The organism is Streptomyces sp. Tu 2975, assembly GCF_009832925.1.
Classification (GTDB): Bacteria; Actinomycetota; Actinomycetes; order Streptomycetales; family Streptomycetaceae; genus Streptomyces.
Genome location: NZ_CP047140.1, coordinates 7,112,293 through 7,125,382, shown reverse-complemented (window position 1 = coordinate 7,125,382; position 13,090 = coordinate 7,112,293). Strand labels below are relative to the sequence as shown.

The 13,090-nt window shown below is 71.9% G+C and carries 8 protein-coding genes and 2 pseudogenes; 3 read left to right on the top strand and 7 right to left on the bottom strand.

Going from position 1 to position 13,090, the window contains the following annotated elements:
- Positions 1–136: 136 nt before the first annotated feature.
- The 4 genes from GLX30_RS32015 to GLX30_RS32000 all read right to left on the bottom strand — a co-directional run bounded on the left by GLX30_RS32015 (position 137) and on the right by GLX30_RS32000 (position 3,331).
- Positions 137–391 carry a hypothetical protein gene (locus GLX30_RS32015; RefSeq protein WP_244258352.1) on the bottom strand — a complete coding sequence of 85 codons (255 nt, stop codon included), beginning with the start codon at positions 389–391 and terminating at the stop codon, positions 137–139.
- 198 nt (positions 392–589) lie between these two features.
- Positions 590–1,735: a PP2C family protein-serine/threonine phosphatase gene (locus GLX30_RS32010; RefSeq protein WP_159694416.1), complete on the bottom strand. Its 1,146-nt coding sequence runs from the start codon at positions 1,733–1,735 to the stop codon at positions 590–592.
- 164 nt (positions 1,736–1,899) lie between these two features.
- A complete protein-coding gene (locus GLX30_RS32005; RefSeq protein ID WP_005320750.1) occupies positions 1,900–2,103 on the bottom strand; it encodes a cold-shock protein in 204 nt (67 codons plus the stop codon).
- 232 nt (positions 2,104–2,335) lie between these two features.
- Complete coding sequence (locus GLX30_RS32000) at positions 2,336–3,331, bottom strand: glutathione S-transferase C-terminal domain-containing protein (protein WP_159695361.1); 996 nt, start codon at positions 3,329–3,331, stop codon at positions 2,336–2,338.
- A 64-nt stretch (positions 3,332–3,395) separates the two neighbouring features.
- Here GLX30_RS32000 and GLX30_RS31995 point away from each other — a divergent pair, with 64 nt between their 5' ends.
- A complete protein-coding gene (locus tag GLX30_RS31995) occupies positions 3,396–4,136 on the top strand; it encodes a GNAT family N-acetyltransferase (protein ID WP_208545523.1) in 741 nt (246 codons plus the stop codon).
- Between the two features lie 84 nt (positions 4,137–4,220).
- On the opposite strand, the pseudogene GLX30_RS31990 reads toward GLX30_RS31995, so the two are convergent.
- Positions 4,221–7,109, bottom strand: a pseudogene (locus GLX30_RS31990) (AAA family ATPase); the annotation flags it as partial.
- 366 nt (positions 7,110–7,475) lie between these two features.
- Here GLX30_RS31990 and GLX30_RS31985 point away from each other — a divergent pair.
- On the top strand, positions 7,476–8,585 hold the full coding sequence (locus GLX30_RS31985) for an isoafricanol synthase (protein ID WP_159694415.1): 1,110 nt from the start codon (positions 7,476–7,478) through the stop codon (positions 8,583–8,585).
- Positions 8,586–8,724: 139 nt separating this feature from the next.
- Here the strand turns inward: GLX30_RS31985 and GLX30_RS31980 are convergent.
- Both GLX30_RS31980 and GLX30_RS31975 read right to left on the bottom strand, forming a co-directional pair.
- A pseudogene (locus tag GLX30_RS31980) lies at positions 8,725–9,795 on the bottom strand (alcohol dehydrogenase catalytic domain-containing protein).
- Between the two features lie 231 nt (positions 9,796–10,026).
- Positions 10,027–10,350: a hypothetical protein gene (locus tag GLX30_RS31975; protein ID WP_159695360.1), complete on the bottom strand. Its 324-nt coding sequence runs from the start codon at positions 10,348–10,350 to the stop codon at positions 10,027–10,029.
- A gap of 593 nt (positions 10,351–10,943) precedes the next feature.
- Here GLX30_RS31975 and GLX30_RS31970 point away from each other — a divergent pair.
- Positions 10,944–13,067 carry a SpoIIE family protein phosphatase gene (locus GLX30_RS31970; RefSeq protein WP_159694414.1) on the top strand — a complete coding sequence of 708 codons (2,124 nt, stop codon included), beginning with the start codon at positions 10,944–10,946 and terminating at the stop codon, positions 13,065–13,067.
- The last annotated feature ends 23 nt before the right edge of the window (positions 13,068–13,090 follow it).

Genomic DNA, 13,090 nt, shown 5'->3' with positions numbered 1-13,090 from the left:
ACGTGCCCCGGCGGCAAGGCCGCCGGCGCATCGGTCCACTGCTGACCACGGACCCGAGGGCACGCAACCTTCAGGGCGGCCCCGTCAGTTCGTTTGCCGTGATCCAGCGTGCCGCCGGCGCGCCTGTGCGCCTGCGCTAGACGGAAGCCACGACGTGACCGGCCATGACCTCGGGAGGGTTGGGGAGCAGCGACGCAAGGTGGTCCCGCACGAAATCCGCCGCCCTGCGGATCGATTCCTCGGCCCCCGCCTCGTCCTCGAAGACACTCGTCGAGACCATGACTCCGTTGCCGGCGTCGACCCAGTAGTAGGCCACAAGGCCGGGAATCCCCCGCATGAGCGGCACGAACACCTCGCTCACACGACGACCTGCCTCGACCGGGTCGGTCACGTCTGAGTACCTTCTGACGGCTGCGTACACGGTCGATCTCCCTCACTGGTCCGGGGCTTGTCCTCCCCACGCCGTACCCCTGCGCCCTGGGCCTCGCTCGGAAGCCGTGGGGTAATCACCGGAAGGGACCGGCCGGTGGACCGAATGGCTGCCGCGTGGACGCCATGCGTGCATCGGGCGGCTGACCGTCATCTCGGGTCAGTGGTCCTGCGTCCGGATCTCCTGGGCCGGCGCGGAACGGGAGACAGCCACCATCGCGGCGTCGTCGCCGAGGCTGCCGGCGACCACGTGGTCGAGCAGGTCCTGGCGGAGGCGGCTGAGAAGGGCCTGCGGAGCCCGCCCCGCACAGTCGGCGAGACGGTCCGCGAGCGGGAAGAAATCACCGGCCTGGTCTCGGGCCTCGATGACGCCGTCCGTGTACAGCAGGAGGGTGTCGCCTGGCTCGAACGTGAAGGTTTCCGCGGTGAAGGCCGACCCCACGAACTCGGTGAGCCCGAGCGGCGGGGCCTGACGGCGCACCTCCAGGGTGAGGACCTCGCCGTCGCGCAGCAGCAGGGGCGGCGGGTGACCGCAATTGACCAGGTCGAGTGCCGGCACATCGTCGGGGACGTCGAGCACGGCCGCGGTGATGAATGCCTCGGTGGGCGTGCCTCCGGGCCCGGCCGCACCTGGGTCGTCCAGGTCGGAAGAGACGGTTCCCTCCAGGTAGGCGACCAGCGCGGGAAGGCCGGCCTGCCGGTGCGCGGCGCCCCGGAACGCGCCGAGGAGGAGGGCGGCGTCCCCGACGGCCTCCAGGCCCTTGCCACGGACGTCACCGATGAGGAGCCGGGTCCCATGGGCGGTGCGGGCGGCCGCGTACAGATCGCCGCCGATCTGCGCCTCTGCCTCGGCGGCCAGGTAGACGGAGGCTATACGGAGGGGGCCGACCCGGTGCGGCAACGGTCTCAGGACGACCTTCTGCGCGGCCTCGGCCACGGATCGCAGCTGAAGCAGCTCCTTCTCGTGCCGTTCCCGCAGGTGGGCGAAGAAGGTGACGAACACCGAGATCAGTATCAGTGCGATGAGCTGGAAGCTGTGGTTCAGATCGATGAGGCTGGTACGGACGATCGCGACGACCGCTTGGGCCAGGACGGCGACCGCGCCGACGCAGGCGGTGATCCGCGGGCCGGCGAACGAGGCCGTGACAGCGGGGGCGGCTGCCAGGAAGGGGCCGAGGTGGACCTCGGGGGGCGCGAGGACGTCCACCACCGTGACCGTCGCGATCAGCGCGAGGACCACGGCCAGCAGGGTGTGGCCCGTCTTCCATGGCCGGGGTTGACTCCCGCGCGGCGGCCGATGACCCATGCCTCCTGGATACACCCGCACAGGGCTGCGCACCTCCGCGCCCGTCGCACGTCCGCGCCTGCACGCCTCCACGGTGGGACGGCGCGTCCGGGCGGCGGAGCCGGGCACGAGGGCGCCCCCGGCACATGGTGCCGGGGGCGCCTGTTCGCGCGAGTGCCGTCAGGTCAGACCGGACGGACGTTCTCGGCCTGCGGGCCCTTCGGGCCCTGGGTGATGTCGAACTCCACCTGCTGGTTCTCCTCGAGAGAACGGAAGCCGGAGGCGTTGATCGCGGAGTAGTGGACGAAGACGTCGGGGCCGCCGCCGTCCTGGGCGATGAATCCGAAGCCCTTTTCCGCGTTGAACCATTTCACGGTGCCTGAAGCCATGCTGCTCTCCATTGTCGGACGCGGGGCATCGGCTGTCCGATGCCCTCTGGGTGAGGTGATCGCCCTGGTCCTCGGACTGCTGAACAGCAAATGCGCCCACGGGAACTCCCCGTGAGCGCACGAGACTTCGGAACCACGACTGCTGGACCTGAAACTACCCCATGAGTGACCGCCCGGCCACAGAACGCGGCTGCGGAAATCTTCACGGCGCCCAGGTTGTCCTTCATCGGGCCTACGACCTTCCCGGAACGGCCGGCACTTCCTCCCCCGGCGCGACCGGCCCTGGCGGCGTGCCGTCGCCGAACGGACGCCCGCCGAGCGCCGCACGGTCGTGCGGCTCGAGCCAGCCCGACAGGTCCGGGCCGACCGGCACGATCCCGGTCGGGTTGATGTCGGTGTGCACCAGGAAGTAGTGCTGTTTGATGTGGTCGAAGTCGACCGTGTCGCCGAAGCCGGGCGTCTGGAACAGGTCACGCGCGTACGCCCAGAGCATCGGCATCTCGGACAGCTTCTGCCGATTGCACTTGAAGTGACCGTGGTAGACGGCGTCGAAGCGCACCAGCGTGGTGAACAGCCGTACGTCCGCCTCGGTGATCGTGTCGCTGACGAGGTAGCGGGACCGTTCGAGCCGCTCCGAGAGCAGGTCGAGCCGAGCGAACAGGCGTTCGTACGCCGCGGCGTACGACTCCTGCGACCCGGCGAACCCGGCCCGGTAGACGCCGTTGTTCACGTCCTTGTAGACGACGTCGTTCACCGCGTCGATCTCCGGCCGCAGCTCGGGAGGGTAGAGCTCCGGCGCCCCGTCGCGGTGGTACGCCGTCCATTCCTGCGACATGTCGATCGTGATCTGCCGGTAGTCGTTGGTCACGACCTTGCCGGTCGGCACGTCGACGACGGCAGGCACCGTGATGCCCCGGTCGTAGCCGGGATCGCGGGCGAGGAACGCCTCCTGGAGCCGCTCGATGCCGAGCACCGGGTCGCGGCCGCCCGGGTCGAGGTCGAAGTTCCAGCTGCGCTCGTCGTGAGTGGGCCCGGCGATGCCCATCGACAGCACGCCCTCCAGTCCGAGCAGCCGCCGCACGATCACCGCCCGGCCGGCCCACGGACAGGCCCGGCTGACCACCAGGCGGTAGCGGCCGGGTTCCACGGGGAAGCCGTCGCGTCCGTCCGCGGTGACGCGGGTGGTGATGTACCGACTGTCGCGCGAGTACTCCCCACCAGGGTTCACATAACTCACGCCCTCCCCCTACCCAGGGCGTACAGCGGCGAACGCGGCGATCGGTCGCTTTCCGGTGGCTCTGGACTGCCTCCATGTCCGCGAAGGGGTACCGGACCGCGCGGCGGTGGCCGTGGCGCTCCTCGATGCAGGCCACCGCGCCTTCCGGGAGCGTGGCGCCGAGCGGGATCCGCTCTACAATCTCGCGCTCCCCCGGGGCTGGCGCGGCGACGCCGGCACGGCCTCCGCGGTCGGGTGGCGACGCCTCGCAGCCCACCGCGCCGGCCTGACCGAAGAGGTCGAGAGACTGCGTTACGAGTGGACCCCGCAGGCGGGCCTGCCGGCGGCCGGCACGAGGCTGACGTTCGCACCGGCCGACGACGCCGCGTTCCTCGACGCCTTCCGCCGCCTCGCCCAGGGCAGTCTCGACGTCCGGACCGGGCGCGAACGGGCCGCCGACGACGCGGATGTCCAGGCCCGGGAGGACATGCGGTTCTATCTCGACGCCCCCGGTGAACGCGAGTGGTGGCGGCTCGCGTACACGGCCGAGGGCACGCTCGCGGGCCTGGCCATACCGTCCAGCACCGGCGGCGACAACCGGAACGTCGGATATCTGGGCGTGGTCCCGGAACTCCGCGGCCGCGGATTGATCGACGAGGTCCTGGCCTACATCACCCGCTTCCAGGCGGCGGCCGGCGCGGAGCGGATCACGGCCACCACGGACACGGTGAACCTGCCGATGGCCGCCGCGTTCGACCGCGCCGGCTACGAGGTCACGGAGATCCGCCTGGTCCTGGAGCAGCCTCCGAAGCCGTGACCCGTTACGACCCCGCAGGTTCACCCCCCCTGCAGCACCCCCTGGGGACCCGGGGCCGGTGGACGCGCCGGAGTCGGGTCCCGCGAGCACCCGTGGGAGTCCCGCCCGGTCGCAGCCGGCCTTCAGGTATATGTCGGACAGCAATCGGGTCACCACCGGGTCCGCGGCTCCCAGCGCCTCCGCGATACGGGCGTTGGACCAGCCGCGGGCTGCCCATTCGGCCACGGTGCGCTCCTGCACGGTGAGCGAGTCGGCGGCCGCGGTTCGCGGCTGGAGCGGCCACATCCCCGTCGCGTCCAACTCCTCCCGGGCCCGCGAGACCAAGGCGTCCGCCCCGCACTGCACCGCCCTCTCCAGCCCCCGATGCAGTTGCTCGGCCGCGTCCTGCGGCAGCCCGCTGCGGCGCAGTGCCACGCCGTGGTCGACCAGAGCGCTCGCCAGGTCGTGGCCGGAGGGAGAGCACTCGAGGTGCGCGACGGCCTCGGCGAGGACCTCGGCCTGCTCGGGGCCGGGCGTCACCGCTGCCATCGCGTGCAGCGCCTGCCCGACGGCGGACCGAGTGCCGAACCGGCGTGCCCTGCGCACGCCCTCGGCGGCGAGTTCCCGGGCCTGCTCCGGGTCGGTGGTCGCCTTGGCCCGGGCCAGATGGAGCTGCCAGGGGCACCATGCCGGGTTGCGCATACCGCGGGGCTCGAGGCGCTCGCCGACCCGTACGAGCTGCTGTTCGGCCTCGCGGCGCCTGCCGAGGGCGAGCAGCAACTCGCTGTGGACCGTCTGGGCGTCGGGGTACACCACCGCGCCGGGCACGATGTCGCCGTAGTGGTAAGTGGTGGCGACCTCCTCGGCCTCCTCTGTGCGGCCGCGGGCGAGGAGGATCTCGATGAGGATGCCGATGGCGAAGTACTGCGCCGGCACCCGGTGTCCGACCCTGTTTGCGATCCGCAGCCCGTCACGGACCAGCGTCTCCGCGGCGTCGAGGCGTCCACGGCGGTAGCGGATGTACCCCAGGAGCGTGTAGCCGAAGGACAGGTGCGCGCCGCGCCAGCCTCTGTCCTGGCACTCCGCGATGCCCTTCTGGAACAGTTCCTCGGCTCGTCCGGGCTGGTCGCAGTACATGAAGGTGAGGGCCACCAGGACCGGGACCTCGAAGCCCCACTGCTCGTCCGTCCACGGCAGCCCGTCGCCGAGGGCCTTCTCCGCCCACTCGAGCGCCGTCGCCGCCGGTTCGCCGCGCACCATCGCGTCCCAGGCCCGCAGGCCCATGATGTAGCGCTCCGCGGTGCCGGTCCCGGTGAGGTGCTCGGCGAGCCGGGCCAGTTTGCGTGAACGGGCGGGCGAGTCCTGTTCGTCGGCCCGGAAGGCGTTCCACATGAACTGCTCCGCCTGCATGTGCAGCCGCGTCCTGGCGTCGGTGGCCCAGCGGGCCGCGTCGGCGACCGTCCGGGCGGCCTCCGCCATCCGGTCGGAGTGGCCGAGGGCCTGCGCCAGCCGGTAAACGATCGCCTCCCGCAGGGCCGGGTCGAGGACGGGTTCGTCCAGTGCGGCCCGCAGGTGGTTGACCGTGACCGCGGGCTCCGTCAGCAGCGCGGAGCAGCCGAGGTCGAACAGCACCTGGGCGCGGTCCTCCATGGCCGGCGGTTCGCGCAACGCCCGGGTGAGGCAGCGCCTGGCGGCGTCGGGAGCTCCTGCCCGGAGGTAGTCGCGGGCGGCTTCCGACAGTTGCTGCACCACCCATGGGTCGCTCTCGGGGTGCGTCTCCAGCAGGTGCCGGGCGGCGGCGGTGGCGCCGAGACCCGCGTGGGAGATGACCGCGGCGGCCTGGCCGTGCATGGCGACGCGGAACGCGGCCGGTATCGCCCGGTAGACGGCGGTGGAGACGAGCGGGTGGAAGAACTCGAGGCGGTCGTCGTCCTCTTCGCTCCCGTCGCGGGCCGGGTCGGCGAGGATGCGGGCCTCGCGCAGTTTTGCGACGGCGTCCGCGGACTCGGCGTCCCCGAGACCGCCGACGCTCGCGGCCCGGCTGCGGGACGCCTCCGCGCCCAGCACGGCAGCGCCCCAGGCGAACCGGACGGCGGAGGTGCCGAGCCGCTCCAGCCGCTCGACGAGGCCGCCGCCCTTCACCGCCGAGGCCAGTTCCCGCAGTTCGGGCAGGTGGGCCACTTGGGGCTTGAGCCCGCGGTCGGCGACCCTGGCGGCGAGCTCGACCGCCTCGAAGGGGTTCCCTCCGGTGACCGCCCAGGTCTCCCGGCAGAACGCGTCGTCGGCGTCCTCCCCCAGGGCGTCCCTGACGATGCGGCTGATCGCGCCGGGCGTGAGCGGCGCGAGATCGAAGGGGCGCGACCCGTGCCGTTCGGCCAGCTTGCCGAACGCCAGCGCGTCTGCGGGAAGTTCGTCGGGGCGGTAGGCGACGACAAGGAGCATCGGCAGCTCGGTCACCCGCGGCGCGAAGCCGGTCAGCCAGGTCAGCGACTCGGCGTCCGCCCAGTGGGCGTCGTCGAGCATGACCACCAGCGGGGCGTGCTGGACGGCGAACCGCGTGGCGATCCAGTCGAGACCGTCCCTCACGCCCTGCGGATCGGGAGAGCTGTTGCCTCCGCCCGCCACCAGGCCCACTGCGGGAGCGACGATGTCGTACCAACTCCCGAGCGTCCTGCGGTGTTCCTCCTCGGTGCCGGCCGCGAGCACGGGCTGCACGAGGTGGCGTACGACATGGAACGCGACGGACTGCTCCTGCTCTCCGCCCCGTGCGGAGAGCACCGTGCAGCCGCGGGCGAGGGCCCTTCTGCGGACCTCGTTGAGGAGCGTGGTCTTCCCGAGCCCGGCCGGCCCGGCGAAGACCAGCAGACCGCCGGAGCCGGCCGTCGTCAGTGCCTGGGAAGGCCCGCTCAACTCGGTCAACAGGCTCTCAAGCGCCGCTGTTTCCGTCTCGCGCTCCAGCAACAGCCGCTGCGGCCGCCCCGGCCGGTCTCCCATGTAAGCCATGTCCGTTCCCTCGACCGCGTGTCGTCCCGAGCTCCGGGTCTCCCTCCCGGAATCCCAACTCCCGGGTGCGCAAAGCGTACGCACGCGAGGACGATGTGTAGTGCTCCGCACGGCTTTTTCTCTCAGGATGATCGGACAGCGGTACAGCGTGGCCGAATCCAGGTAGGCTCGTCCCTCACCAAAAAGGGGGCGCGCCGAAGGGCGCACAAGTGGTCGTGTGCGCTGGGCGCGCACCCCGTCCCGTCCGCCGACCACGGGCCTTACCCCAGCACAACGCCTAGTCTCGGAACGGCACTCGGACGCGTCGGACCCGCATCACGTACCGGTCCGGCGCGCCGCGACACCCCAGGGGGGCGCATGGCACGCGAGACCGATTCCGGCCACCGGCTACCGGGCCCCGCGGACCCCACCCGGCGCACCGCGGCCATCAGGATCCCGTTCCCGGCGCGCCTGAGCCCTTACGCGGAACGTGCCCGGCAGCACGCCCTCCAGTGGGTGCAGGAGACAGGTCTGCTCGCGGGCGACGTGGCGACGGCAGAGTACGACGCGCTGCGGCTGGAGCGGCTGATGGCGTACTTCTACCCCGACGCCACGGCCGGCGACCTCGAGCTGGCCGCGGACTTCAACGCCTGGTTCTTCATCTTCGACGACCAGTTCGACGGGGGTCTGGGCACGCGGCCCCAGGAGATCCGCGACGTGGTGGACGCCCTCGTGGCGACGATGACGACGGACGGCGCGCCGCCGGCGTCCGACGGCCGGGACACGCCGCTCGTCCGGGGGTTCCGGGACATCTGGCTGCGGTCCACCGCCGGCGCTCCGTACGAATGGCGGCTCCGATGCCGCGACCACTGGCAGGCGTATCTCGCCGCACATGTGGGGGAAGCACACCATCGCAATGCCGACCGCCTGCCCTCGCTCGAGCAGTTCCTCGAAGTGCGGCGGCACTCCATAGGGGTGCAGCCGTGCCTCGACTTCACCGAGCGGTGCGGCGGCTACGCCCTGCCCGAGGACGTGTACCGGTCCTTCCCGTTGCGGGAGATGCGCGAGATCACCGGCGATGTGGTGATCTTCGTCAACGACATCGTCTCGCTCGTCAAGGAGCTGGCGGCCGGCGACGTCAACAACAGCGTGGTGATAGAGAGTGAGCACAAGGGCTGCACGCTCGAGGAGTCGGTCGAGCACATCACCGCACTCGCCAACGCCCGGACGGCCCGCTTCGCCCGGCTCGCCGCCTCCCTCCCCGGGGCGCTCGCCGAGCAGGGTGTGCCCGCCGGGACACGCGACCACGTCAGCCATTACGTCGACGGCATGCGCCATGTGATGGCGGGCAACCTCACCTGGTCCCTGGCGACGTCGCGCTACGACGAGACGGGCATCGCCGCGGTGAGCGGCGGACGCCGACGACCCTGGGACGGTCTGACCGCGGCGACGGGAGCGGCCTCGCCCCGGCTCCGCCACCAGGCCTGAAGCTCGCCGCGCATCGCCTTGGCCCGGGCCAGGGCTCTCGCGTCCGGGGGGCCTGCCGGGCCCAGGGTCCTCCGATCAGGCCGGATCAGCGAGCGAGCGCGCCGGGGCCGCGAGTACGGTCCCGCTCGGACGAGAGGCTCTAGGCGGGCACACTGACCTCGTCGTGCCGCGGGCCGCCGAGCGCGACCTTGAGGGCCCCGGTGTCCGTGGCGCGGGTGAAGACGTCGTACGCCTCCTCCATCTGTCCCAGTTCGAAGCGGTGCGTGACCATCGCCGACGCCGCCGGGAGCCGCCCGGCCGCCATCATGCGCAGCAGCATGGGCGTGGAGGAGGTGTCGACGAGTCCGGTCGTGATGGTCACGTCCTTGATCCACAGCTCCTCGAGATGGAGCGCCGCGGGCTCGCCGTGCACGCCGACGTTGGCGACATGGCCACCGGGGCGCACCATCCGGGTGCACTGCTCGAACGCCGCGGGAACGCCGACCGCCTCGACGACGACATCGGCCCCGAGTCCTTCCGTGAGATCCTCGACCAGCGCCTCGGGGCCTTCGTCGGCACGAACGGTGGCATCTGCGCCCATGTCCCGTGCCGCTTGAAGGCGGGATTCCGCCAGGTCGACGGCGATGATCCGTCCCGGGCTGTAGAACTGGGCCGTGGCGACGGTGGCGAGCCCGATCGGCCCGGCGCCGACCACGACGACGGTGTCGCCGGGCCGTACCCGCCCGTTGAGGACGCCCACCTCGTACGCGGTGGGGAAGATGTCGGCCAGCAGGACGGCGTCCTCGCTGCTCACAGCGCCGGGAAGCGGGTGCACCGAGAGGTCCGCGAAGGGCACACGGACGTACTCGGCCTGGGTTCCGTCGATCAGGTGCCCGAGGACCCAGCCGCCGCCACCGCGGCACTGTCCGTAGCGGTTCTCCCGGCAGAAGACGCAGCGGCCGCACGCCGCGATGCAGGAGACCAGCACGCGGTCACCGGGACGGACCGTACGCACCTCGCCGCCGACCTCCACCACCTCACCGACCGCTTCGTGGCCCAGGACCCTGCCGGGGGCCACCGCAGGGACATCGCCCTTGACGATGTGGAGATCCGTGCCGCAGATCGTTGTGGCGTCGACGCGTATCACCGCGTCCGCGGCGTCCTCGAGGTCGGGGTCCGGAACGTCCTGCTAGGACGTCTGTCCCGGGCCTTGGAACACCAGTGCCTTCATGACGTCGTCCTTTCCGGTCCCGCTCCACCGGCGGCCGCACAGCGCGCGTCCCGACCGGTCGCCGCCGGCCTCTTCCAGGGTCCCGCCACCCCGCGACACCGCAAGTCCTGCTGCCGGCCCCCGCGGCTTCCCTGAGAGGACGACCCCTCCGGTGCGCCACCGGTTGGCAGGCCGGACGTCTCCGGCTCGTCCGGCGTCCCGACCGGGCCGGGCGCAGCCGCACCGAGTGACCTACGCGGCGCCGGGTCCGTCGAGGAAACCCAGCAGCACGCCGGCTTCCGCGCGGAGCCGTGCGGCCCTGTCCGCGTGGGCCGGTGCGGTCAGTTCCGCCGCCGCCTCCAGCCGTTCGGCGATCTCGGCGCGCACGATGTCCGCGGTGGTGTGCTCGCTCAGCTCTCGCCGCGCCACCTCGGTCGCGCCTGCGCCGACCGGGGACTCCTCGAGGGACGCCGCCCCACGGACGCCGGCTGAACCCATGGGCACGGCCTCGGCGTTGTCCAGCGCCGCGAGCGTCGCCCGCAGAGCGCTCACCGCGACCTTGTCACGGGCGCGCATGGCTTGGGGCAGGGATTCACGCATACGGACACGCAGAGACATGCAGGTGACCCTATTGCCGTACCCAGCACCCGACAACGGGATATCCGCCTTCCGGCTGCCTGCCGGTGCGCGTCCGGCACACGAATCTGGACGTGCAGGGTGTGCGGCAGCGGGGGCGGCGCCAGGACCTGGCACGACGGCCGTGACCGGATCCATCAGCTGTGCGGGCGTTGCGGGGTCGGCATGGCGGTGCAACGGGCCGCGTGACCATGTACGAGGAGCGTCCGTCGTCTCGGGGAGGCACTGCGTGGCCCGCCCGGGCCCCGAGGGTGGACGGCCCACTCCGCTGTGCCGGTACACCAGGGCGGACGTATTGTCCATATATGGCCGATGAACGGTGTGATCGAAGCGGTGCTCGGCCACCGGATCCGGCCGGGCCCGCCGCACGGCGGTCGGCGGTCGCCGCGCGGTCGGCTGCTGCGGCACACCGGCGAGCGGGAGCCGGCCGGGCCCAGGGTTCCGCGCGTCCGGCCATGAGCGGCGCGCCGGCACGCTGCCGCCCCGGACGCCGTAGCGACGCTCCTTCCCACACCCTGGCCGGGTGACGAGGCATGCGGTCCGCTGACACGGATGCGTCCTCCGGTCCGGGGCTCGAGCGACTCGCGCCCGTCGTGGGCGACGTCGTACGGGACACCGGCGCATCGGTCGCGCTGGTCTACCTGCTGGAGCCGGACGGGCGCATGCTGCGTCTGGCCCTGGTGTCGGGGGTGTCCCAGCGGATCGCCGCGCCCTGGTCCCGCATCCCCTTGGACACCTCGATCCCGGTGACCGACGCGATGCGCAGCAGGCAGCTGGTGTGGCTGGGCAGCCAGGAAGAAATCGCGCGGCGGTATCCGCGCCTGGGGATCGTGCTCCCGTACGACTTCATGCTCGGCGCCGCTCCTGTGGTCGGCGCGGCTCATGTGTGGGGCGGGATCGTGCTGTTGTGGCCGATCTGGCACCCGCCACAGCTCAGTGCCCATGAACGGGACGCCGTCGACGGCTTCTGCCGCCGCGCGAGGGACATCCTGCGGCACGCGGCCGACAGCGGTCACCGGCTGCTGCCCGAAGGCGAACCGCGGATCGTGACGCCGTCGCGCCCCCAGGAGACCGACCCGGCTCAGGCCGCGGCCGCGCACGGATTCGCCGAACGCCTGCCGGTCGGCTGCTGTGCGCTGAACCTGGACGGCCGGATCACGTACATCAATCCGGCAGGCGCCGAGCTGGTCGGCGCCGGAGCGGCCGCTCTGCTGGGCAAACGCCCCTGGGAGATCCTGCTGTGGCTGCAGAACCCCGTGTTCGAGGAGCGCTACCGGGCCGCGGTCGTCTCCCGGCAGCCGACGTCCTTCGTCGCCTTCCGCTCACCGGACACCCGGCTGTCCTTCGAGCTGTACCCGGACGAGACGGGCCTCAGCGTCCACATCACGCCCGTCGCGGAGGGCGGGGCTGCGCCCGCCGGACAGTACCCGACGCGTCCGCCCGAGGCTGTCAACGTCATGGCGCTGTACCAGCTGACGCATCTGGCGGCCGCCCTCTCGGAGGCGGTGAGTGTCCAGGACGTGGTCGATCTGGCCGCCGACCAGATCGTTCCCGCGCTCGGTCCCCAGGGCCTGGTCCTCATGACGGTGGACGAGGGGCGGCTGCGGGTCGCCGGCCACCGCGGCTACAGCGGCGAGTTCGTCGAACGGGTCGACGGCTCGCCCCTGACCTCGGACGTGGCCGGCGTGCATGTGGTGACGACGGGAGCGGCCGAGTTCTTCCCGAGCTTCGAGGACTTCCGGCTCGCCCATCCCCACGCTCCTCGCTACGGGGACAGGAGTGCGTGGGCGTTCCTGCCTCTGACCGCCTCGGGCCGCCCGGTGGGATCCCTCGCACTCTCCTACGACCGGCCGCGGCCCTTCCCGCCGGCGGAACGATCCGTGCTGACCTCTCTGGCCGGGCTGATCGCCCAGGCCCTGGACCGCGCCCGTCTCTACGACGCCAAGCACACCCTGGCCCACACCCTGCAGACAGGGCTGCTGCCCCACACCTTGCCTCTCGTCGCCGGCCTCGAGGTCGCCGCCCGCTACCGGCCCGCCGGCCACGGCATGGACATCGGCGGCGACTTCTACGATCTGATCCGCTGTACGGCGACCACGGCGGTCGCCGCCATCGGCGACGTCCAGGGACACAACACCACGGCCGCGGCCCTCATGGGCCAGGTCCGCACCGCCGTCCACGCCCACGCCAACGCGGGCGCGTCGCCCGGCGACATCCTGACCCGGACCAACCGCCTGCTCACCGACCTGGACCCCGGCCTGTTCACCAGCTGTCTCATCGCCAAGCTCGACCTCGCCCGCCACCGGGCCCACCTCGCCACCGCCGGACACCCGCCGCCGCTGCTCCGCCATCCCGACCTGCGCACCGAGGTCCTCGACGTTCCGCCGGGTCTGCTCCTGGGCATCGACGAGAACGCCGAGTACCCCACAACGGAGATCGCTCTCCCACCCGGAGCCGTTCTGGCCCTCTATACCGACGGACTGGTGGAGGTCCCCGGCGCCGACATCACCGACACCACGGACGATCTCGCCCGACGCCTCGCGGAGTGCGAAGATCACGACTTGGACGACATCACCGACTTGCTCGTCCACCACGCCGACGGCGCTGCCGCCCGCACGGACGACGTCGCTCTGATCGTCGTCCGGCCGCAGCCCTGATCAGCCGCAGCCCTGATCAGTCG

Bases quoted from the DNA above. Each gene is read 5' to 3' on its own strand.
- GLX30_RS32010 (WP_159694416.1), bottom strand. From the start codon at position 1,735: ATGGGTCATCGGCCGCCGCGCGGGAGTCAACCCCGGCCATGGAAGACG.
- GLX30_RS32005 (WP_005320750.1), bottom strand. From the start codon at position 2,103: ATGGCTTCAGGCACCGTGAAATGGTTCAACGCGGAAAAGGGCTTCGGA.
- GLX30_RS31985 (WP_159694415.1), top strand. From the start codon at position 7,476: ATGGCACGCGAGACCGATTCCGGCCACCGGCTACCGGGCCCCGCGGAC.
- GLX30_RS31975 (WP_159695360.1), bottom strand. From the start codon at position 10,350: ATGCGCGCCCGTGACAAGGTCGCGGTGAGCGCTCTGCGGGCGACGCTC.
- GLX30_RS31970 (WP_159694414.1), top strand. From the start codon at position 10,944: ATGCGGTCCGCTGACACGGATGCGTCCTCCGGTCCGGGGCTCGAGCGA.